The following is a 20,413-nucleotide window of genomic DNA, read 5'->3' as shown; positions in this document are numbered from 1 at the left end:
GTTCTTCGCGAACTACCGTCCGCAGTTCTACTTCCGGACCACCGACGTGACCGGGACCGTGACGCTGGCCGAAGGCACCGAGATGGTGATGCCGGGCGACAACGTGGGCTTCACCGTCGAGCTGATCGCGCCGATCGCGATGGAAGACGGCCTGCGCTTCGCCATCCGCGAAGGCGGCCGCACCGTCGGCGCCGGCGTGGTTTCCAAAATCATCGAATAAGGCGCGCTTGCCGCGCCTGGTTGCGGCAGGCGATTTTCCGGAGGAAAATCTGCCGGAAGCAACACGGTGACACACCAAAGCGAAGGCCGCCCCACCGGGGCGGCCTTTTTCTCACCCGCCGGGACCACGCACCCGGAGATTTTTCGCCGAAAAATCTCGGACCCGCATCCCGCAGCGAAAACTTGCGGAGACCTGTTGCAGCAGGGTATTTCTCCCTTGCCACGCGCCCCGTCCCCTAGTATGGAGCGCGGGTTCTCCATGAGAATGTGACGGCGGGATGATTCCCGCCGTTTGGGTTCGACGAGGGTTGGCGATGAGCGCCTGTCCTCCTCTCAACCCCAACGCCTGACAAAAAGGCATGACAATGCAAAGCCAAAATATCCGTATCCGGCTGAAGGCATTTGACTATCGCGTTCTGGACGCCAGCACGCAAGAGATCGTCAATACTGCCAAGCGCACCGGTGCGCAGGTTCGCGGGCCGATCCCGCTCCCGAACAAGATCGAGAAGTTCACGGTTCTCCGTGGCCCTCACGTCGACAAGAAAAGCCGTGACCAGTTCGAGATCCGCACCCACAAGCGGCTCCTGGATATCGTTGATCCGACCCCGCAGACGGTGGACGCGCTGATGAAGCTCGACCTCGCCGCCGGCGTGGATGTCGAGATCAAGCTGCAGTCGTAAGATCGGAGGGTAAAGAATGCGTTCCGGTATTATCGCAAAGAAAGTCGGCATGACCCGGCTGTTCATGGAAGACGGCAAGCAGATCCCTGTGACCGTTCTCCAGCTGGACAACCTGCAGGTCGTCGCCCAGCGCACCACCGAGAAGGACGGCTATACCGCCGTTCAGCTGGGTGCAGGCACCCCCAAGATCAAGCGCGTGTCCAAGGCCATGCGCGGCCATTTCGCCGCACAGAAGGTCGAGCCCAAGCGCAAGCTGGCCGAGTTCCGCGTGTCCGAGGACGCGCTGATCGAAGTTGGCGCCGAGATCTCGGCTGAGCACTTCCTCGCCGGCCAGAAGGTCGACGTGTCGGGCACCTCGATTGGTAAGGGTTTCGCCGGTGCCATGAAGCGCCACAACTTCGGTGGTCTGCGCGCCTCGCACGGCGTGTCGATCAGCCACCGTTCGCACGGCTCCACCGGTCAGTGTCAGGACCCGGGCCGCGTGTTCAAGGGCAAGAAGATGGCCGGTCACATGGGTGCCGCCCGTGTCACCACCCAGAACCTCGAAGTCGTGAAAACCGACGCCGAGCGTGGCCTGGTCTTCATCAAGGGCGCCGTGCCCGGTCCGAAGGCTGGCTGGGTCACCGTCAAGGACGCCGTCAAGAAGAAAGCACCGGAAGGCCTGCCTTTCCCGGCTGCTGTGAAATCGGCCGCAATCGAAGCACCTGTTGCCGAAGCGCCCGCCGAAGGGGGTGAAGCATGAAACTCGATGTGATCAAACTCGACGGCTCCAAGGCCGGTGACATCGATCTGGACGAAGCCCTGTTCGGGCTGGAACCGCGTGCGGACATCCTGCACCGCGTGGTTCGCTGGCAGCGCAACAATGCGCAGGCCGGTACCCACAAGGTTCTGACCAAGTCCGAGGTCAGCTATTCGACCAAGAAGATCTACCGCCAGAAGGGCACCGGTGGCGCGCGCCACGGCTCCCGCAAGGCGCCGACCTTCCGTCACGGTGGCGTCTACAAGGGCCCGACCCCGCGGTCGCACGGTCATGAACTGACCAAAAAGTTCCGCGCCCTCGGCCTGCGTCATGCCCTGTCGGCCAAGGCCAAGGCAGGTGAACTGGTCGTGATCGAAGCAGCCGAATCCGAAGGCAAGACCTCGGCTCTGGCCAAGCAGGTCAAGAACCTCGGCTGGAAGCGTGCGCTGATCATCGACGGCGCCGCGGTCAACGAAGGGTTCGCCCGCGCCGCCCGCAACATCGAAGGTTTGGATATCCTGCCGTCGATGGGCGCAAACGTCTATGACATCCTCAAGCGTGACACCCTGGTGCTCACGAAGGCGGCTGTCGAAGCACTGGAGGCTCGTCTGAAATGAGCGCGAAGGCACAACACTACGACGTGATCCGCAAGCCGATCATCACCGAGAAATCGACCATGGCATCCGAAAACGGCGCCGTGGTGTTTGAAGTGGCGATCGACAGCAACAAACCGCAGATCAAGGAAGCCGTCGAGGCTCTCTTCGGTGTCAAGGTGAAGGCGGTCAACACCACCGTCACCAAGGGCAAGGTCAAGCGTTTCCGCGGCCAGCTGGGCAAGCGGAAAGACGTGAAGAAAGCCTATGTGACCCTGGAAGAGGGTAACACCATCGACGTGTCCACCGGTCTCTGATCGGCTGGTGGGGTGAAGTTTCACCCCGCGCAAATCCAAAGACCCCGGCCTGGTAACAGGCCGGGGTATTTTTGTTGATCCTTTCGGCTGATTGGCAGAGCTCGGGCCCGCAGCTGCGCAGGCGTCAGGATTTGATGGAGCGAGCAGGCATGGCATCCGTTCGGGGCGGAGGAGTTTCCTTGCCGTGTGCATTTTTTTCTGTGTTAATTTTGGAGATGGGAAGCGAGCGATTTTTAGCCAAATGTTGGATTAGGAGTTAAGGTCATGACAAAATACTTCAGATTTACGCTGGCTCTTGCAGTGGCCGCCACGCCGATTGCAAGTTGGGCAGACCAGCCGAATGTCGATCGGATGTCCGCGCATCTTGCCGGCCAAACCATTCCCGTAAACATCAACAACTACGTCCGTGCGGAAACCGCAGGCCAGTTCGAGCGGATTCTGAAGATGACTGGCGGGATCAACAAGCTGCGGAGTTTCCGCGAACCGACGCCGCTCGACAAGCAGTCGGTGATCCGCATGAACCGCGATACGCTATACAGCTTTGCGGTTGTTGACATCAGCGAAGGTGCCAAGCTTGTGATGCCGGACGCGGAGGGGCGGTACAACTCGGCGATGATCGTCAACGAAGACGAATATATCAACAAGGTCTTCTACGAACCCGGCACGCATGATTTGACCAAGGAAGAATTTGACACCGATTATGTACTGGTCGCCTTCAGAACGCTTGTCGATTCCAGTGATCCGGCGGATATCAAGAAGGCAAATGAGCTCCAGGACAAGTTCGCAATCGAAGCGGCGTCGTCAAAGCCGTACAGTCCACCGAACTATGACGAAAAGTCGTATGAAGAACTTCGGGATCTCCTGCTGAAAGTGTCGAATTTCATGCCGAATTCGGAGGGCGCTTTCGGCACCAGGGAAGACACGAACGCGACCGCGCATCTGCTCGGTGCGGCTTTCGGGTGGGGCGGTCTGCCGGAGAAGGACGCGTATTATCTGACATTCAATCCGAAACTGCCGGTTGGCAGTTATCACATCGAGGTTCCGAAAGACGTGCCAGTCAAAGCGTTCTGGTCGGTAAGTGTGTATAATAAGAACGGGTTCTTCGAGAAGAACAGCAAGGGGACTTACAACATCAACAGTCAGTCCGGCCAAAAAAATGCAGACGGCTCCATGACGGTCAACCTTGGCGGCTGCGAAGACGCATCCCGGGTGAATTGCATTCCATTGACGGATGGGTGGAACTATACGGTTCGCCTGTACCGGCCCGATTCGTCCATTCGTGACGGAAGCTGGACATTCCCTGGTGTCGAAAAGTCGGACTGATCAGACTGAATCATCCGCCAAGGCTGAAACGGCCTCATCCAAAGCTCCATTGATGCGACCTGGAGGCTAGACACCCACCCCCAACCCTGTTACACGCTCCCAATCTTGCGCCCCGGGATTCGTCCCGGGGTGCATGGTTTTTGTAACCGGGGACCTTCGGGGCCCTATACCACTGGCACCTACGGGGGCCTCAAACATAGCGGCGGGATCACCCGCTGCACGCTAAACGGAAGACAGAAAGCATGGCACTCAAGTCGTATAAGCCGACGACGCCGGGCCAGCGCGGGCTGGTGCTGATCGACCGTTCGGAGCTCTGGAAAGGACGCCCCGTCAAATCCCTCACCGAGGGTCTGACGAAATCGGGCGGCCGGAACAACACCGGACGGATCACCTCGCGTCGCCGCGGTGGTGGGGCAAAACGCCTCTACCGGATCGTTGACTTCAAACGGAACAAATTCGATGTGGCGGCCACCGTCGAGCGGATCGAGTACGATCCGAACCGGACCGCATTCATCGCGCTGGTCAAGTACGAGGATGGCGAACAGGCCTATATCCTCGCACCGCAGCGTCTGGCAGTCGGTGACCAGGTCATCGCGTCGGCCAAGGCCGACATCAAGCCGGGCAACGCGATGCCCTTCTCGGGCATGCCGATCGGTACCATCGTGCACAACATCGAGATGAAGCCCGGCAAGGGCGGTCAGATCGCACGTGCCGCCGGCACCTACGCCCAGTTCGTGGGCCGCGATGGCGGTTACGCCCAGATCCGCCTGAGCTCGGGCGAATTGCGCATGGTGCGTCAGGAATGCATGGCCACCGTCGGTGCCGTGTCGAACCCCGACAACTCGAACCAGAACTACGGTAAAGCCGGCCGCATGCGCCACAAGGGCATCCGCCCGTCGGTCCGCGGTGTTGCAATGAACCCGATCGACCACCCGCACGGTGGTGGTGAGGGCCGCACCTCGGGTGGCCGTACGCCGGTGACCCCGTGGGGCAAGGACACCAAGGGTACCCGTACCCGGAACAAGAACAAAGCGTCGCAAAAGCTGATTATCCGCTCGCGTCACGCCAAGAAGAAAGGGCGTTAAGCAATGTCTCGCTCTGTTTGGAAGGGTCCTTTCGTCGATGCTTATGTCTTGAAAAAGGCAGCAGCAGCGCGCGAGTCGGGCCGCAACGAAGTCATCAAGATCTGGTCGCGTCGTTCCACCATTCTGCCCCAGTTCGTGGGTCTGACCTTTGGTGTGTACAACGGCCAGAAGCATATCCCCGTCAACGTCTCCGAGGACATGATCGGTCAGAAGTTCGGTGAATACTCGCCGACCCGGACCTACTATGGCCATGCGGCGGACAAAAAAGCGAAGCGGAAGTAAGTCATGGGCAAGGAAAAGAACCCCCGCCGCGTGGCAGACAACGAAGCAATGGCAAAACTGCGCATGCTCCGTACTTCCCCGCAGAAACTGAACCTGGTGGCTCAGATGATCCGTGGCAAAAAGGTCGAGAAGGCGCTGACCGATCTCACCTTCTCGAACAAGCGGATCGCGCAGGACGTGAAGAAATGCCTTCAGTCCGCAATCGCGAACGCCGAGAACAACCACAACCTGGACGTCGATGAACTGATCGTCGCCGAGGCCTATGTGGGCAAGAACCTGATCATGAAGCGCGGTCGTCCCCGGGCACGTGGCCGGTTCGGCAAAATCATGAAGCCGTTCTCGGAACTCACGATCAAGGTGCGTCAGGTAGAGGAGCAAGCCTAATGGGACATAAGGTCAATCCGATCGGCATGCGCCTTCAGGTCAACCGCACCTGGGACAGCCGTTGGTACGCAGATACCAAGGACTACGGCAATCTGCTGCTCGAGGATCTCAAGATCCGCGAGTTCATCAAGGAAGAGTGCAAACAGGCCGGCGTGGCCCGTGTGATCATCGAACGTCCGCACAAGAAGTGCCGCGTGACGATCCACACCGCGCGTCCGGGCGTGATCATCGGCAAGAAAGGCGCAGACATCGAAACCCTGCGCAAGAAGCTGGCGAACATCACCGACAGCGAACTGCACCTGAACATCGTCGAAGTCCGCAAGCCCGAGATGGATGCGCAACTGGTCGCCGAGTCGATCGCGCAGCAGCTCGAGCGCCGGGTGTCCTTCCGTCGCGCCATGAAGCGCGCCGTGCAGAACGCCATGCGGATGGGTGCCCTGGGTATCCGGGTGAACGTCGCCGGCCGTCTGGGCGGTGCCGAGATCGCCCGTACCGAATGGTACCGCGAAGGCCGCGTTCCGCTGCACACCCTGCGTGCCGACATCGACTACGCCCTGGCCGAAGCCTCGACTCCCTACGGGATCATCGGGATCAAGGTCTGGATCTTCAAGGGCGAGATCATGGAGCACGACCCGCAGGCGCGTGATCGCAAAGCACAGGAACTCCAGGACGGTCCGGCCCCGCGTGGCGCCGGTGGCCGCCGCTAAGGAGGATTAGAGATGCTGCAACCAAAGCGCACTAAATTCCGCAAGATGTTCAAGGGCCGTATCCATGGCGAAGCCAAGGGTGGTTCCGACCTGAACTTCGGCACTTTCGGCCTGAAGGCACTTGAACCCGAGCGCGTCACCGCGCGTCAGATCGAGGCCGCCCGCCGTGCCATGACGCGTCACATGAAGCGTCAGGGCCGCGTCTGGATCCGGATCTTCCCGGATACGCCGGTGACCTCGAAACCCACCGAGGTTCGGATGGGTAAAGGTAAGGGTTCGGTCGACTACTGGGCCTGCAAGGTGAAGCCGGGCCGGGTGATGTTTGAAATCGACGGTGTGGGCGAGGACATCGCCCGCGAGGCCCTGCGCCTGGCCGCGATGAAACTGCCGATCAAGACCCGCGTGGTCGTTCGCGAAGACTGGTAATCCCGGTCTTTCGACAAGACATTGAAACCCCCGCCGGGACACTGGCGGGGGTTTTCCTTTTTCGGTATCCATCGTAGCCTTTGCGCATTCCGTGTCCGGAGGTGACCGATGGTGCAGCCCCGCAAGACCGTTTTTCAACGTGAAATCATTACCGCGGATGCATTCGGCGAAGCTTGCCAACCCGTGACCCGGGTGGCTGTCATGGCCGCGTTTCGCAATCCCCTGGCGGGCCGGTTCTTTCGTGACCTCTCGCCCCTGTTCGAGATCGGTCGCGAATTGGGCGAAGCTCTGGCACGGCAGGCCATCGCCGAATTGGGAAATCCCCCGATTTCCTACGGGAAGGCTGCGATTGTCGGGGCAAATGGCGACATGGAACAGGGCGGGGCGGTCGTGCACCCCAAACTGGGCGCGCCGATGCGCGCGGCAGCAGGGGGCGGGGCGGCAGTGATCCCCTCCAACGTAAAGCTGGGCGGCCCGGGTACAACGATTGACCTGCCGCTGGGCCACAAGGACGACCCCTGGTCCTTCGATCATTTCGACACCATGACCCTGGTCATGGCCGATGCACCGGGGCCGGACGAGATTGTCATGTGTCTGGCCTATGCCGACGGCGGGCGCCCGATCCCCCGCTGCGGCAAGGGTCCGGTCCAGAGCTGATCAGGCCACTGGCGGAAAGACGTACTCTGCGTTATGCCGCCGCCATGTCCCAGATCGAATCTCTCTTTGTCACCCGTCTCTACCGTGCCCGCCTGTCCGAACATGGCCCCGCCATCGAACCGGACGAGATGGAGGCGTCCTGCTATTCCATTGCCGAGGATGACGAGGCCGGACAGGAATGGTGCGAGGAAAACGGCTATCCCGGCTATACGTCTTATGCCTCGCTCACCGATCTGCCCTGGCGCTTCCCGATCTTCGCCGATCTGGTGAAATCGCTCGATGCGCATGTGGCAGCCTTTGCAGCCGATCTGGAGTTCGACCTCGACGGCCGCGCCCTGGTGCTGGAGGATCTCTGGATCAACATCCTGCCACAGGGCGGCATGCATTCCAGCCATCTGCATCCCCATTCGGTGATCTCGGGCACCACCTATGTCGCCATGCCCGACGGCGCCAGCGCACTAAAGCTGGAAGACCCCCGGTCCGGCCGGATGATGGCGGCGCCGACACGGACCAAGACCGCCCGGCGCGAATTGCAGCCCTTCATCTATATGAAGCCCGACGTGGGCGACGTGCTGCTCTGGGAAAGCTGGCTGCGCCACGAAGTGCCGATGAACATGGCCGAAGAGGAACGCATCTCGGTCAGCTTCAACTATCGCTGGGAGTGAGCCCCGGTCCGCGAAGCGGCAATCGCTCCGGTGGAGCGACTGAGGGGCGAACGGGCGGAGCCCCCCGGCCCCTTGATCCCGGTCAAGGCGCCGGTCCTGAAAAGCTGCGATAAGGCACCTGTCCGTTTTCATGCGGGCAGCGATCCGGACCCCCTGGACCGGAAAACGCAACTTGCGGTGAATTCCATGCGTGGCCTGACAGCTGCATTTTCAGCACTCGCGATCCTGATCGCCCCTGTGGCATTGGCGTCCGAGGCCGACCCCCATCAGCTTTACGAACGCAAATGTGCAGGATGCCATTCTCCCCATGCCGGCGATTTTGTCTGGCTGGAACTGGACACGGGGCAAGAGCCGCTCGCGGGGCGAAACTCGGGCCGTTCCGTCGCTGCCCTGCTCGAAGGCGGTCACGGTCGCCTGACACCCGCCGAGGCCGCCATTCTCATGTCGCATTTCCAGGCCATCCGCGCCTCGGGGCAATTGTTCCGGACGAAATGCCGGATATGCCACGATACCGCGTCCGGGTTGGTGCGCCGCGCGCTGATCCTGCGCGACGGCACCCTGACCGGACGGTACACCGGGCGGGACATTGGCCAGTTCCTGACCGTCCACGGGCGGCTGACACCCTCCGAGGCGGAACAGATGCTGGGCGTGCTTGAACGAATCGCGACCAGTACTGGCCGGATCGACTAGCGTGTCCTCTCGCTGACATGGGCGACAGCCAGCTTGCCTGCACCGGGATCGCAGGATATCGCTGAACCGGGTCGGCCTTGTGCCGGTCAAGCCAGCGAGAAACATGGGAATGGATCTGAGCTTCATAACCGACGGCTGGGCGGGACATCTGTCCTATCTCCTGCTCGTCCTGTCGATGCTGATGCGCCGCATGTTCTGGCTGCGGCTGTTCGTGATCGCCTCGGCGCTGGCGGGCATCGCCTTCGACTTCTTCTGGCTGAACAATCCCGTGGGCGTATTCTGGCAGGCGCTGCTGGTTCTTGTGAACCTGGCCGAATTGTTCATCCTGTGGCGCAACGATCGCAGGGCCAGTTTCTCGTCCGAGGAGCATCGGTTCCGTGAGGCCCTGCTGCCGGGGCTGTCACCGGGCCGCACCCGGCGGTTTCTCGACATGGGCCGGTGGGAAACCCTGGCCCCCGGCACGGTGTTGACCCGCGAGGGCCAGCCGCCCGACTTTCTCACCTATCTCGATGATGGCGAGGTCCGGATCGAGGCCCACGGCCGCATGTTGAGGGTGGTCACCGGCGGGCATTACATCGGCGAGATGTCGATGATGGGCGACGGCCGGGCCGTCGCGACAGCAACCTTGCAAAGCCGCGCTCGCGTCTGGCGTATCGAACGGGCCAAGCTCAGACGCCTGCGGGATACGGCTCCTGCCACGATGGCGGTTCTGGAAACGGGAATTGCCAGGGACATGCGGGCCAAGCTGGTGTTCCAGAATGCCAGCAACTTCGCTGATGTTAGTGAGCGGTGATTTCGACCAGTCGCGCCCGCAATCTGCTCAACAGGTTCAACGTCCCGATCACGACCACAAGATAGACAACCGATACGAAGGGAATCAGGAAATGTCCCGGAACGGGTGTCTGATACAGGAGGGCCGAAAGAGAGTCTGGCAAGCTCATGTCAGAGATCCACGCGAATTAGAGGCGACAAAAAAAGCGGTCTTCAAAGGGAATCCGTTTTATCGTCGCCTTTATGTAGGTTGCGCAAGGAAACGTCAACTTTCACTTGCCCTCCCGGCTCAACTCTCCTATAGAGCGGCATCTTGCGTCCCCCCGCCTCTGCGGGGGATTCGCATGTCGTCATTCATCCACCAGGTCAAGGGTGACCCGGCCACGGGGCCCTCTGGTGTTTTGAGCAAAGGAAAAGGCGATGAACGCCCAGGAACTGCGTAACAAGACCCCGGACCAGCTCCGGGAAGAACTGGTCAATCTGAAGAAAGAAGCGTTCAATCTGCGCTTCCAGCAGGCTACCGGCCAACTCGAAAACAACGCCCGTATCCGCACTGTGCGCCGCGACGTCGCGCGCGTCATCACCGTGCTGAACGAAAAAGCCGCCGAAGCTGCGAACTGAGGAGCCTGAGAGATGCCCAAACGTATTCTGCAAGGCACCGTGACCAGCGACGCCAACGCCCAGACCGTAACCGTTCTGGTCGAGCGCCGCTTCAAGCATCCGCTGCTGCAAAAGACCGTCCGTAAGTCCAAGAAGTACCGGGCTCACGACGCAAACAACACCTACAAGGTGGGTGACACGGTCCGCATCATCGAGTGCGCGCCCAAGTCAAAAACCAAACGCTGGGAGGTTCTGGAGGCGTAAGCCTCCGGCACCTGCCAATTGTCGAAACCCTGGGGGATCTAAAAAGACCAGCCCCCACAGGTCGGGAGAAACCACATGATCCAGATGCAGACCAATCTGGATGTCGCTGACAACTCCGGCGCTCGCCGGGTGCAGTGCATCAAGGTCCTGGGTGGTTCCAAGCGTAAATACGCCTCCGTCGGCGACATCATTGTCGTCTCGGTGAAGGAAGCCATCCCGCGCGGCCGCGTGAAGAAAGGTGATGTCCGCAAGGCCGTCGTCGTGCGCACCGCCAAGGAAGTCCGTCGCGAAGATGGCACCGCGATCCGTTTCGATCGCAACGCCGCCGTGATCCTGAACAACAACAACGAGCCTGTCGGCACCCGTATCTTCGGGCCGGTTGTTCGCGAACTGCGCGCGAAGAACTTCATGAAGATCATCTCGCTGGCTCCGGAGGTGCTGTAACCATGGCCGCAAAACTCCGCAAAGGCGACAAGGTCGTCGTGCTGGCCGGCAAGGACAAGGGCAAAGAGGGGACCATCACCTCTGTCGACCCGAAAGCCGGCAAAGCCGTTGTCGACGGCGTGAACATCGCCATCCGCCACACCCGTCAGACCCAGACTTCGCAAGGTGGCCGCCTGCCCAAGGCGCTGCCGATCGACCTGTCGAACCTCGCGCTGCTGGACAAGAACGGCAAGGCAACCCGCGTCGGCTTCCGCATGGAAGGCGACAAGAAAGTCCGCTTCGCCAAGACCACGGGGGACGTGATCGATGCTTGACGCTGCAACCTACACCCCGCGCCTCAAGGCCGACTACAAGGACCGCATCCGCGCCGCTCTGAAAGAAGAGTTCGGCTACAAGAACGAGATGATGATCCCCAAGCTGGAGAAGATCGTTCTGAACATCGGCTGCGGTGCAGAGGCCGTGAAAGACAGCAAGAAGGCCAAGTCGGCTCAGGAAGACCTGAGCAAGATCGCCGGCCAGAAGGCTGTCACCACCAAGGCCAAGAAGTCGATCGCCGGCTTCCGCGTGCGCGAAGAGATGCCGCTGGGCGCCAAGGTGACCCTGCGCGGTGACCGCATGTATGAATTCCTTGACCGTCTGACCACCATCGCGATGCCCCGCATCCGCGACTTCCGTGGTGTGAAGCCGTCGTTCGACGGCCGTGGCAACTTCGCCATGGGCATCAAGGAACACATCGTGTTCCCGGAAATCGACTTCGACAAGGTCGACGAGGTCTGGGGCATGGATATCATCATCGCCACCACTGCGAAAACCGACGCTGAAGCCAAGAGCCTGTTGAAGCACTTCAACGTGCCGTTCAACGCATAAGCGCGCGAGGATTAGACATGGCTAAGAAAAGCATGATCGAACGCGAGAAGAAGCGCGAGCGCCTGGTGGCACAATATGCCGCAAAGCGCGCCGAGCTGAAAGAAATCGCAAACGACGAAAGCCGCCCGATGGAAGAGCGCTTCAAAGCGCGTCTGAAACTGGCGAAACTGCCGCGCAACAGCTCGGCGACCCGTCTTCACAACCGCTGCCAGCTCACCGGCCGTCCGCACGCTTACTACCGTAAGCTCAAGGTCAGCCGGATCATGCTGCGCGACCTGGGTTCTGCTGGCCAGATCCCCGGTCTGGTGAAATCGAGCTGGTAAGGAGAGAGCGATATGAACGATCCTATCGGCGATATGCTCACCCGCATCCGCAACGCACAGCTGCGCCACAAGAGCACCGTGCTGACCCCCGGTTCGAAACTGCGCGCCTGGGTTCTGGATGTTCTGGCCGACGAAGGCTACATCCGCGGCTATGAGAGCAAGACTGACGAGAATGGCCACTCGGTCATCGAGATCAGCCTGAAGTACTACGAAGGCGAACCTGTCATTCGCGAGCTCAAGCGGGTCTCGAAGCCCGGCCGCCGTGTGTACATGAGCGTCAAGGACATCCCGTCGGTCCGTCAGGGCCTGGGCGTGTCGATTGTCAGCACTCCGAAAGGTGTGATGTCGGACGCGAACGCGCGCACCAACAATGTTGGCGGCGAAGTGCTCTGCACCGTCTTCTAAGGAGGTCTGCAAATGTCTCGTATTGGTAAGAAACCGGTCGAGCTGCCCAGTGGCGTTTCCGCTGCTGTGTCCGGCCAGACCATCGAAGTGAAGGGTCCCAAGGGCACCCGCAGCTTCACCGCAACCGACGACGTGACCATCGCCGTCGATGGTGATGCCGTTACCGTTACCCCCCGCGGTTCGTCCAAACGGGCGCGCCAGCAGTGGGGCATGTCCCGCACGATGGTCGCCAACCTGGTGACCGGCGTGACCACCGGCTTCAAGAAAGAGCTGGAGATCACCGGTGTGGGTTACCGTGCCAACGCGCAGGGTAATGTGCTCAAGCTGAACCTGGGCTACAGCCACGATGTCGATTTCGCTGTTCCGGCCGGTATCACCGTGACCACGCCGAAACAGACCGAAATCACCGTCGAAGGCATCGACCAGCAGCAGGTTGGCGAAGTCGCAGCGAAGATCCGCGAGTGGCGCTCGCCCGAGCCGTACAAGGGCAAGGGTATCCGCTACAAGGGCGAGTTCATCTTCCGCAAAGACGGCAAGAAGAAGTAAGGACGCACATCATGGCAAACAGCAAACGCACCCTGTTTCTGAAGCGCCGCCTGCGCGTTCGGAACAAGCTCCGCAAGGTCAACGCCGGGCGTCTCCGCCTCAGCGTGCATCGCTCGAACAAGAACATCAGCTGCCAGCTGATCGACGATGTTCGCGGCGTGACCCTTGCCGCCGCATCGACCATGGAGAAAGACCTGGGCGTTGTCGGCAAGAACAACATCGAAGCCGCCAAGAAGGTGGGCGCGGCAATTGCCGAGCGCGCTGCGAAGGCCGGTGTGAGCGAAGCTTACTTCGACCGTGGCGGTTTCCTGTTCCACGGCAAGGTGAAGGCCCTGGCCGACGCCGCGCGTGAAGGCGGGCTGAAGATCTAAGGCCGACAGGCCCTGAACAACGGGGCGTGTCACAGCAAGACCCGAGGGCGGCCCAACGGCCGCCCCGATGATCCGGGGGCGTCGCCCGCGACACCCACCAGGATTGGACCCAACAGCGCCTTCGTTTTCGATCGCGCGCAACATTGAAAGAGGAATGCCATATGGCAGAACGTGAAAACCGCCGCGAGCGTGGCCCCCGCCGCGACCGCGAGGAAGCCGCTCCGGAATTCGCCGATCGCCTGGTCGCGATCAACCGCGTGTCGAAAACCGTGAAGGGCGGCAAGCGCTTCGGCTTCGCGGCGCTCGTCGTCGTCGGCGACCAGAAAGGCCGCGTCGGCTTTGGCAAGGGCAAGGCGAAAGAAGTGCCCGAGGCGATCCGCAAGGCCACCGAGCAGGCCAAGCGCCAGATGATCCGCGTGCAGCTGCGCGAAGGCCGCACCCTGCACCACGACATCGAGGGCCGCCACGGCGCCGGAAAGGTCGTCATGCGCGCCGCACCCGAAGGTACCGGTATCATTGCCGGTGGTCCGATGCGCGCCGTGTTCGAAATGCTGGGCGTCAAGGACGTGGTGTCCAAGTCGCTGGGCAGCACGAACCCCTACAACATGATCCGCGCCACCATCGACGGGCTGAAGAAAGAGCAAAGCCCCCGTTCGGTCGCCGCCCGTCGTGGCAAGAAGGTCGCCGACATCCTGCCCAAGCGGGACGAAGCACCGACCGCTGCTGAAGCAGCCGAAGCGTAAGGAATCGTCACCATGGCAAAAACCATCGTCGTCAAGCAGATCGGCTCGCCGATCCGCCGTCCCGCCGAACAGCGCGCAACCCTGATCGGCCTGGGCCTGAACAAGATGCACAAGACCCGCGAACTCGAGGACACCCCCTCGGTCCGCGGCATGATCCGCAAGATCCCGCATCTGGTCGAAATCGTCGAAGAGCGCGGCTGACGCCAGCGGCGGGCGGATTGCCCGCGCCCCGCGCACTGCAGACACAAAAAACGCCTCCGGAATTTCCGGGGGCGTTTGTTGTTCCGGGCGCCGGTCCAACAGCCATGCCGCCGTTGCATGACGGCTAGACCAAAGCGCATCTTGCCGATGCTGCGGCGCAGCACTATCTGCCTCTCATCAATGAAACGACCAAAAATCAGGCAGTCGGGAAAGGCCCTGCTGCATTCGTAAGAGGTAAGAAAATGGCATACGCAACCGTTAATACTGGCCACGCACCGTCGATCGCCGCCCGCATCCTGTCCGCCGTGAAATCCACCCGCGAGGCATGGGCCAAGAACGCGTCCTACAAGCGCACGTTCAACGAGCTCGACCGCCTGTCGAACCGCGAACTGGCCGATATCGGCGTCCGTCGCTGCGACATCAGCGATATTGCCCGGTTCCACGTCTACGGCCGCTGATACGGCCCACGAACGGAACGCTGCACCGCCCTCGGACATCCGGGGGCGTTCTGCTTTTCGGGGTGCTTGCAAGAGGAGCGCACAGCGTCTATACGCCCCCGGTGGCCCTCGTGGCCGCAGAATCAACAATCAAGAAACGCCGTGGTTGGCCCGTCACGCTTCGTGGGTCATATCCGGCAAGGAGAAGCGACATGAAACTGCATGAACTGCGCGACAATCCGGGCGCTGCCAAGAAACGGATGCGCATCGGCCGCGGCCCGGGCTCGGGCAAGGGCAAGACCGGTGGCCGTGGTATCAAAGGTCAGAAATCCCGTTCGGGCGTGGCCATCAATGGCTATGAAGGCGGCCAGATGCCGCTGTACCAGCGCCTGCCCAAGCGCGGCTTCAACAAGCCCAACCAGAAGAAATTCGCCGTCGTCAACCTGGGCCTGATCCAGAAGTTCGTCGAAGCCGGCAAGATCGACGCATCAGCCGCCGTGACCGAAGACGCACTGGTTGCCTCGGGCCTTGTCCGCCGCAAGCTAGACGGCATCCGGGTGCTGGCCAAGGGCGACTTCAGCGCCAAGCTGAACATCGAAGTGACCGGCGCATCGAAAGCGGCTGTCGAAGCCGTCGAGAAGGCGGGCGGCTCGCTGACGGTCACAATCGCTGCTGCGGCAGAGTAACGGGTTGTGAGCGGGCAAAGACCCGCTTACATAGACACCCAAGTTTTCCCGAAACGCCGCCCGAGCCGGAAAACGGTTCCGGGCGGCGTTTTTATCCAGAGAGACCGAGAATGGTATCAGCAGCAGAACAAATGGCGGCCAATACAAGCTGGGCCGCCCTTGGCAAGGCCACAGATCTGCGCAACCGCATCCTGTTTACCCTGGGGCTTCTGATCGTCTACCGGCTCGGCACCTTCATTCCGGTGCCCGGCATTGACGGGCAGGCCCTGCGCGAGTTCATGGAGCAGGCGGGGCAGGGCATTGGCGGCATGGTGTCGATGTTTACCGGCGGCGCGCTGGGGCGGATGGGCATCTTTGCACTGGGCATCATGCCCTATATCTCGGCCTCGATCATCGTTCAGTTGCTGACCGCCATGGTCCCCTCGCTTGAGCAACTCAAGAAAGAGGGCGAACAGGGCCGCAAGAAGATCAACCAGTACACCCGCTTCGGCACCGTGGCGCTTGCGACCGTGCAGGCCTACGGGCTTGCCGTCTCGCTCGAATCGGGGGACCTGGCGACCGACCCCGGCATGTACTTCCGCTTCGCCACCATGATCACCCTGGTCGGCGGCACGATGTTCCTGATGTGGCTCGGCGAGCAGATCACCGCCCGCGGTATCGGCAACGGCGTCTCGCTGATCATCTTCGTAGGCATCATCGCCGAAGTGCCCGCCGCGCTGGCGCAGTTCTTTGCCAGCGGCCGCAGCGGCGCCATCAGCCCCGCCGTGATCATCGCCATCATCCTGATGGTGATTGCGGTCATCACCTTCGTGGTGTTCATGGAGCGTTCCCTTCGCAAGATCCACATCCAGTACCCCCGCCGTCAGGTCGGCATGAAGGTCTATGACGGCGGCTCCAGCCACCTGCCGGTCAAGGTCAACCCCGCGGGCGTGATCCCGGCGATCTTCGCCTCGTCTCTGCTGCTGTTGCCGGTCACGATCTCGACCTTCAGTCAGGGTTCGGCCAATGGTCCGATCATGTCGTGGCTGCTGGCCAACTTCGGCCCCGGCCAGCCGCTCTACCTGCTGTTCTTCGTGTCGATGATCGTGTTCTTCGCGTATTTCTACACGTTCAACGTCTCGTTCAAGCCCGATGACGTCGCCACAAACCTCAAGAACCAGAACGGCTTTGTCCCCGGCATCCGTCCCGGCAAGAAAACCGCCGAATATCTCGAATACGTGGTCAACCGTGTCCTCGTGCTCGGCTCGGCCTATCTGGCCGCCGTCTGCGTCCTGCCGGAAATCCTGCGCGGCCAGTTCAACGTGCCGTTCTATTTCGGCGGCACCTCGGTGCTGATCATCGTCTCGGTGACAATGGACACCATCCAGCAGGTCCAGAGCCATCTTTTGGCCCACCAGTACGAAGGTCTGATCGAAAAATCGCAGTTGCGTGGCAAGAACCGCAAGCGCACCACCAGAAAGGGACCCTCGCGTCGATGAACATCATTCTCTTGGGCCCGCCGGGTGCGGGCAAAGGCACGCAGGCACGCCATCTGGTCGAGACCCGCGGCATGATCCAGCTCTCGACCGGCGACATGCTGCGCGATGCGCGCACTTCGGGCACCGAGATGGGCCAGAAGGTCGCCGAAATCATGGACGCCGGCAAGCTGGTTACGGACGAGATCGTCATCGGCCTGATCGAGGAACAGCTGACTACCAAGAAGGGCGCCGGCTTCATCTTCGACGGCTTCCCGCGTACCCTGGCCCAGGCCGATGCACTCTCTGCGCTGCTGGCCAAGCACGGCCAGTCGCTGCATACCGTGATCGAAATGCGCGTGGATGACGACGCGCTGGTGAGCCGTATCACCGCCCGGTCCACCTGCGCCAATTGCGGCGAAGTCTACAATGACATCACCAAGCCGATCCCGGCCGACGGCAAATGCAGCAACTGTGGCGGCTCGGAATTCAAGCGCCGCGCCGACGACAACGAGGAAAGCCTGCGCACGCGTCTGATGGAATATTACAAGAAGACCTCGCCGCTGATCGGTTATTACTATGCCAAGGGCGACCTGCGCCCGGTCAACGGCCTGGCGGATATCAAGGAAGTGACCGCCTCGATCGAGGCGATCCTCGGCTGATCCCGGTTAGGGGCTTGACGGCCCCGCCAAAAGCCCATATCGACCACCATCCCTTCGGGGAATCAACCGCGCGGACGGGATTCGTTCCATTTGCGCAAGACCACCTCAAAATGCTGGACCCACTGGCTACACTGCCACGGTCAAGCGTTGTGAAAAAAGGTTCTGGAGTTACGGAACCGCAACGAAAAGGAAAGTGACACGTGGCACGTATTGCCGGCGTAAACATCCCGACTGCCAAGCGGGTACCCATCGCCCTCACCTATATCACCGGCATTGGCCCGGCATCCGCCAAGGCCATCTGCGAAGCGGTGAACATCGAACAATCCCGCCGTGTGAACCAGCTCAGCGATGCTGAAGTTCTGGCGATCCGCGAATACATCGACGCCAACTACACCGTCGAAGGCGACCTGCGTCGCGAAGTCCAGATGAACATCAAGCGTCTGATGGACCTCGGCTGCTATCGCGGTCTGCGTCACCGCCGCAACCTGCCGGTTCGCGGTCAGCGCACCCACACCAACGCCCGTACCCGCAAGGGCCCGGCCAAGCCGATCGCCGGCAAGAAGAAGTAAGGGGGGCTGATCAATGGCACGCGACAAGACCCGCACCACCAAGAAAAAAGAACGCAAGAATATCGCATCGGGCGTGGCCCATGTGAACTCGACGTTCAACAACACCAAGATCCTGATCTCGGACGTGCAAGGCAACGCCATCTCGTGGTCGTCGGCCGGCACCATGGGCTTCAAGGGATCGCGGAAATCGACCCCCTACGCCGCTCAGCTGGCCGCAGAAGATGCCGGCCGCAAGGCGCAGGATCATGGCGTCAAGACGCTGGAAGTTGAAGTTCAGGGCCCCGGTTCGGGCCGTGAATCGGCTCTGCGCGCTCTGGCTGCCGTGGGCTTCAACATCACGTCGATCCGCGACGTGACTCCGATCGCCCACAACGGCTGCCGCCCGCCGAAGCGCCGCCGCGTCTAAGCGACCCAGAATTTTCGCTGGGGCCGTGTCTGGTACACGGCCCCAGTCCGCCGTTTGAAACCTCGGGCGTTTGCACCTTCCTGGACATGGGGTGCGAACAGGAATGGAGGGATTACATGATCCACAAGAACTGGGCAGAACTGATCAAGCCGACCCAGCTTGAGGTCAAGCCGGGCAATGATCCGGCACGCCAGGCCACCGTGATCGCCGAACCGCTTGAGCGTGGTTTCGGTCTGACGCTGGGCAACGCGCTGCGCCGCATCCTGATGAGCTCGCTGCAAGGCGCAGCCATCACCAGCGTGCAGATCGACAACGTCCTGCACGAATTCTCGTCGGTCGCCGGTGTGCGCGAAGACGTCACCGACATCATCCTGAACCTCAAGCAGGTCTCGCTGCGCATGGATGTCGAAGGCCCCAAGCGCCTGTCGATCAATGCCAAGGGTCCGGCCGTCGTCACCGCCGGTGACATCAGCGAAAGCGCCGGCATCGAGGTTCTGAACCGCGATCACGTGATCTGCCACCTGGACGATGGTGCCGACCTGTTCATGGAACTGACCGTGAACACCGGCAAGGGCTACGTCTCGGCCGAAAAGAACCGCCCCGAAGATGCGCCCATCGGCCTGATCCCGATCGACGCGATCTATTCGCCGGTCAAGAAGGTCGCCTATGACGTGCAGCCCACCCGCGAAGGCCAGGTGCTGGACTATGACAAGCTGACCATGAAGATCGAAACCGACGGTTCGATCACCCCCGATGATGCCGTGGCCTATGCCGCGCGTATCCTCCAGGACCAGCTGTCGATCTTCGTCAACTTCGACGAGCCGGAATCGGCCAGCCGCCAGGACGACGACGACGGGCTGGAATTCAACCCGCTGCTGCTCAAGAAGGTGGACGAGCTTGAACTGTCGGTGCGTTCGGCAAACTGCCTCAAGAACGACAACATCGTCTATATCGGCGACCTGATCCAGAAGACCGAAGCCGAGATGCTCCGCACTCCGAACTTCGGCCGCAAGTCGCTCAACGAGATCAAGGAAGTGCTCTCGGGCATGGGCCTGCACCTCGGCATGGATGTCGAAGACTGGCCGCCCGACAACATCGAGGATCTCGCCAAGAAATTCGAAGACGCGTTCTAAGCTGTCTTCGGGCGTGGCGGCGGGCTGAATTCGCCGCCACGGGTTTTGTACAAAACGGTCAATCGGGGTTCCGGGACCAGTACAAAACGGTCGATACAATGGGCAATTCCGCCCCAAGGAGAGCGGCCCGCACGCAGGGTCGCCGGACAAAGCAAAACACGACACAAGGATTGAAATCATGCGTCACGCACGTGGCTACCGCCGCCTGAACCGCACCCACGAACACCGCAAGGCCCTGTTTTCCAACATGGCCGGCTCGCTGATCGAGCACGAACAGATCAAGACCACCCTGCCCAAGGCCAAGGAACTGCGTCCGATCGTCGAAAAGCTGATCACGCTGGGCAAGCGCGGCGACCTGCACGCCCGCCGTCAGGCTGCCGCACAGCTGAAGGAAGACAAGGACGTCGCGAAACTTTTCGACGTACTTGCAGAACGTTACAAGGACCGTCAGGGCGGTTATGTCCGTATCCTGAAGGCCGGCTTCCGGTATGGCGACATGGCGCCGATGGCGATCATCGAACTGGTCGACCGTGACGTCGATGCAAAGGGTGCCGCCGACAAGGCCCGCGTCGCGGTTGAAGAAGCGGCCGCCGACGAGTAAGCGTTTCGGGTTTGGACCTGAACCAGCCCCGTCCGGTTGCCCGGGCGGGGTTTTTCTTTGGTTGCAACAGGATAACTTCGAACGGCCTCCGGTTCGGTGGCAAGGGCGCTTGCATTTGAGACGCGTGCCCCGCATATCCCTTGGGCAGTCGAAATCGGAGTTT

Annotated in this window: 35 protein-coding genes; 34 read left to right on the top strand and 1 reads right to left on the bottom strand. The window is 61.2% G+C overall.

Annotated elements, in window-relative coordinates:
* The 15 genes from BLT75_RS06715 to BLT75_RS06645 all read left to right on the top strand — a co-directional run.
* Positions 1-220: EF-Tu C-terminal domain-related protein (locus BLT75_RS06715; protein ID WP_483880118.1), on the top strand; the 220-nt coding region annotated here is incomplete at its 5' end.
* A 364-nt stretch (positions 221-584) separates the two neighbouring features.
* Positions 585-899, top strand: a complete 315-nt coding sequence (rpsJ, locus tag BLT75_RS06710) for a 30S ribosomal protein S10 (protein WP_005621947.1) — start codon at positions 585-587, stop codon at positions 897-899.
* 16 nt (positions 900-915) lie between these two features.
* Positions 916-1,641, top strand: a complete 726-nt coding sequence (gene rplC, locus BLT75_RS06705; protein ID WP_093029014.1) for a 50S ribosomal protein L3 — start codon at positions 916-918, stop codon at positions 1,639-1,641.
* Positions 1,638-2,255 carry a 50S ribosomal protein L4 gene (rplD, locus tag BLT75_RS06700; protein ID WP_093029012.1) on the top strand — a complete coding sequence of 206 codons (618 nt, stop codon included), beginning with the start codon at positions 1,638-1,640 and terminating at the stop codon, positions 2,253-2,255. Before rplC ends, rplD begins: the two co-directional genes overlap by 4 nt.
* Complete coding sequence (locus BLT75_RS06695) at positions 2,252-2,548, top strand: 50S ribosomal protein L23 (RefSeq protein ID WP_093029010.1); 297 nt, start codon at positions 2,252-2,254, stop codon at positions 2,546-2,548. The genes rplD and BLT75_RS06695 overlap by 4 nt, the downstream gene beginning before the upstream one ends.
* Positions 2,549-2,812: 264 nt before the next feature.
* Positions 2,813-3,871, top strand: a complete 1,059-nt coding sequence (locus BLT75_RS06690) for a DUF1214 domain-containing protein (protein ID WP_218128849.1) — start codon at positions 2,813-2,815, stop codon at positions 3,869-3,871.
* Positions 3,872-4,113: 242 nt separating this feature from the next.
* Positions 4,114-4,956 (top strand): 50S ribosomal protein L2, encoded by an 843-nt coding sequence (gene rplB, locus BLT75_RS06685; RefSeq protein ID WP_093029008.1) that lies wholly within the window; start codon positions 4,114-4,116, stop codon positions 4,954-4,956.
* Positions 4,957-4,959: 3 nt separating this feature from the next.
* Positions 4,960-5,238 carry a 30S ribosomal protein S19 gene (rpsS, locus tag BLT75_RS06680; protein WP_093029006.1) on the top strand — a complete coding sequence of 93 codons (279 nt, stop codon included), beginning with the start codon at positions 4,960-4,962 and terminating at the stop codon, positions 5,236-5,238.
* 3 nt (positions 5,239-5,241) lie between these two features.
* Positions 5,242-5,622, top strand: a complete 381-nt coding sequence (rplV, locus tag BLT75_RS06675; RefSeq protein ID WP_093029004.1) for a 50S ribosomal protein L22 — start codon at positions 5,242-5,244, stop codon at positions 5,620-5,622.
* Complete coding sequence (gene rpsC / locus BLT75_RS06670; protein ID WP_093029002.1) at positions 5,622-6,329, top strand: 30S ribosomal protein S3; 708 nt, start codon at positions 5,622-5,624, stop codon at positions 6,327-6,329. The genes rplV and rpsC overlap by 1 nt, the downstream gene beginning before the upstream one ends.
* A 12-nt stretch (positions 6,330-6,341) precedes the next feature.
* Positions 6,342-6,755, top strand: coding sequence for a 50S ribosomal protein L16 (gene rplP, locus BLT75_RS06665; RefSeq protein WP_093029000.1), 414 nt, complete (start codon positions 6,342-6,344; stop codon positions 6,753-6,755).
* Between the two features lie 108 nt (positions 6,756-6,863).
* Positions 6,864-7,412 (top strand): amino acid synthesis family protein, encoded by a 549-nt coding sequence (locus BLT75_RS06660; protein WP_093028998.1) that lies wholly within the window; start codon positions 6,864-6,866, stop codon positions 7,410-7,412.
* 44 nt (positions 7,413-7,456) lie between these two features.
* The gene (locus BLT75_RS06655; protein ID WP_093028996.1) at positions 7,457-8,077 is read left to right on the top strand and encodes a 2OG-Fe(II) oxygenase family protein; all 621 of its coding nucleotides are present in this window, start codon (positions 7,457-7,459) and stop codon (positions 8,075-8,077) included.
* Between the two features lie 186 nt (positions 8,078-8,263).
* The gene (locus BLT75_RS06650; RefSeq protein ID WP_143028522.1) at positions 8,264-8,767 is read left to right on the top strand and encodes a hypothetical protein; all 504 of its coding nucleotides are present in this window, start codon (positions 8,264-8,266) and stop codon (positions 8,765-8,767) included.
* A gap of 109 nt (positions 8,768-8,876) precedes the next feature.
* Positions 8,877-9,560: a Crp/Fnr family transcriptional regulator gene (locus BLT75_RS06645; protein ID WP_093028992.1), complete on the top strand. Its 684-nt coding sequence runs from the start codon at positions 8,877-8,879 to the stop codon at positions 9,558-9,560.
* Here BLT75_RS06645 and BLT75_RS24320 read toward each other — a convergent pair.
* On the bottom strand, positions 9,547-9,708 hold the full coding sequence (locus BLT75_RS24320) for a hypothetical protein (protein WP_176827863.1): 162 nt from the start codon (positions 9,706-9,708) through the stop codon (positions 9,547-9,549). The two genes, BLT75_RS06645 and BLT75_RS24320, sit on opposite strands and share 14 nt — an antisense overlap.
* 250 nt (positions 9,709-9,958) lie before the next feature.
* On the opposite strand from BLT75_RS24320, the gene rpmC reads away from it, so the two are divergent.
* The 19 genes from rpmC to rplQ all read left to right on the top strand — a co-directional run bounded on the left by rpmC (position 9,959) and on the right by rplQ (position 20,250).
* On the top strand, positions 9,959-10,159 hold the full coding sequence (gene rpmC / locus BLT75_RS06640) for a 50S ribosomal protein L29 (protein ID WP_093028990.1): 201 nt from the start codon (positions 9,959-9,961) through the stop codon (positions 10,157-10,159).
* Between the two features lie 12 nt (positions 10,160-10,171).
* Positions 10,172-10,402 (top strand): 30S ribosomal protein S17, encoded by a 231-nt coding sequence (rpsQ, locus tag BLT75_RS06635; protein ID WP_093028988.1) that lies wholly within the window; start codon positions 10,172-10,174, stop codon positions 10,400-10,402.
* A 75-nt stretch (positions 10,403-10,477) separates the two neighbouring features.
* Positions 10,478-10,846 (top strand): 50S ribosomal protein L14, encoded by a 369-nt coding sequence (gene rplN, locus BLT75_RS06630; RefSeq protein ID WP_005621870.1) that lies wholly within the window; start codon positions 10,478-10,480, stop codon positions 10,844-10,846.
* Positions 10,847-10,848: 2 nt separating this feature from the next.
* Entirely contained in the window at positions 10,849-11,160 is a 312-nt protein-coding gene (rplX, locus tag BLT75_RS06625) for a 50S ribosomal protein L24 (RefSeq protein WP_011046255.1), read from the top strand.
* Positions 11,153-11,713 (top strand): 50S ribosomal protein L5, encoded by a 561-nt coding sequence (gene rplE, locus BLT75_RS06620; RefSeq protein ID WP_093028986.1) that lies wholly within the window; start codon positions 11,153-11,155, stop codon positions 11,711-11,713. The genes rplX and rplE overlap by 8 nt, the downstream gene beginning before the upstream one ends.
* Positions 11,714-11,730: 17 nt before the next feature.
* The gene (gene rpsN, locus BLT75_RS06615; protein WP_093028984.1) at positions 11,731-12,036 is read left to right on the top strand and encodes a 30S ribosomal protein S14; all 306 of its coding nucleotides are present in this window, start codon (positions 11,731-11,733) and stop codon (positions 12,034-12,036) included.
* A 12-nt stretch (positions 12,037-12,048) separates the two neighbouring features.
* Entirely contained in the window at positions 12,049-12,441 is a 393-nt protein-coding gene (rpsH, locus tag BLT75_RS06610; protein WP_093028982.1) for a 30S ribosomal protein S8, read from the top strand.
* Between the two features lie 12 nt (positions 12,442-12,453).
* A complete protein-coding gene (gene rplF / locus BLT75_RS06605) occupies positions 12,454-12,987 on the top strand; it encodes a 50S ribosomal protein L6 (protein ID WP_093028980.1) in 534 nt (177 codons plus the stop codon).
* Between the two features lie 11 nt (positions 12,988-12,998).
* Positions 12,999-13,358, top strand: a complete 360-nt coding sequence (gene rplR / locus BLT75_RS06600) for a 50S ribosomal protein L18 (RefSeq protein WP_093028978.1) — start codon at positions 12,999-13,001, stop codon at positions 13,356-13,358.
* Positions 13,359-13,519: 161 nt separating this feature from the next.
* Entirely contained in the window at positions 13,520-14,101 is a 582-nt protein-coding gene (rpsE, locus tag BLT75_RS06595) for a 30S ribosomal protein S5 (RefSeq protein ID WP_093028976.1), read from the top strand.
* Positions 14,102-14,113: 12 nt separating this feature from the next.
* Entirely contained in the window at positions 14,114-14,302 is a 189-nt protein-coding gene (gene rpmD, locus BLT75_RS06590) for a 50S ribosomal protein L30 (protein WP_050605831.1), read from the top strand.
* Positions 14,303-14,544: 242 nt separating this feature from the next.
* Positions 14,545-14,760, top strand: coding sequence for a DUF1127 domain-containing protein (locus BLT75_RS06585; protein WP_093028974.1), 216 nt, complete (start codon positions 14,545-14,547; stop codon positions 14,758-14,760).
* Positions 14,761-14,951: 191 nt separating this feature from the next.
* Positions 14,952-15,425, top strand: a complete 474-nt coding sequence (gene rplO / locus BLT75_RS06580; RefSeq protein ID WP_093028972.1) for a 50S ribosomal protein L15 — start codon at positions 14,952-14,954, stop codon at positions 15,423-15,425.
* 110 nt (positions 15,426-15,535) lie between these two features.
* Positions 15,536-16,903, top strand: a complete 1,368-nt coding sequence (secY, locus tag BLT75_RS06575) for a preprotein translocase subunit SecY (RefSeq protein WP_093028970.1) — start codon at positions 15,536-15,538, stop codon at positions 16,901-16,903.
* Positions 16,900-17,541 (top strand): adenylate kinase, encoded by a 642-nt coding sequence (locus BLT75_RS06570; protein WP_093028968.1) that lies wholly within the window; start codon positions 16,900-16,902, stop codon positions 17,539-17,541. The genes secY and BLT75_RS06570 overlap by 4 nt, the downstream gene beginning before the upstream one ends.
* Positions 17,542-17,741: 200 nt before the next feature.
* Complete coding sequence (gene rpsM / locus BLT75_RS06565; RefSeq protein WP_093028966.1) at positions 17,742-18,110, top strand: 30S ribosomal protein S13; 369 nt, start codon at positions 17,742-17,744, stop codon at positions 18,108-18,110.
* A 13-nt stretch (positions 18,111-18,123) separates the two neighbouring features.
* Positions 18,124-18,516 (top strand): 30S ribosomal protein S11, encoded by a 393-nt coding sequence (gene rpsK / locus BLT75_RS06560; RefSeq protein WP_011046269.1) that lies wholly within the window; start codon positions 18,124-18,126, stop codon positions 18,514-18,516.
* Positions 18,517-18,632: 116 nt separating this feature from the next.
* The gene (locus BLT75_RS06555; RefSeq protein WP_093029097.1) at positions 18,633-19,649 is read left to right on the top strand and encodes a DNA-directed RNA polymerase subunit alpha; all 1,017 of its coding nucleotides are present in this window, start codon (positions 18,633-18,635) and stop codon (positions 19,647-19,649) included.
* Positions 19,650-19,827: 178 nt separating this feature from the next.
* Entirely contained in the window at positions 19,828-20,250 is a 423-nt protein-coding gene (gene rplQ, locus BLT75_RS06550) for a 50S ribosomal protein L17 (RefSeq protein WP_093028964.1), read from the top strand.
* Positions 20,251-20,413 lie beyond the last annotated feature (163 nt).

Origin of the sequence: Ruegeria marina (assembly GCF_900101475.1) — a bacterium.
GTDB classification, from domain to species: Bacteria; Pseudomonadota; Alphaproteobacteria; order Rhodobacterales; family Rhodobacteraceae; genus Ruegeria_B; species Ruegeria_B marina.
Note: the sequence above shows the minus strand (reverse complement) of the source record. Positions and strands in the feature narration are given on the sequence as shown.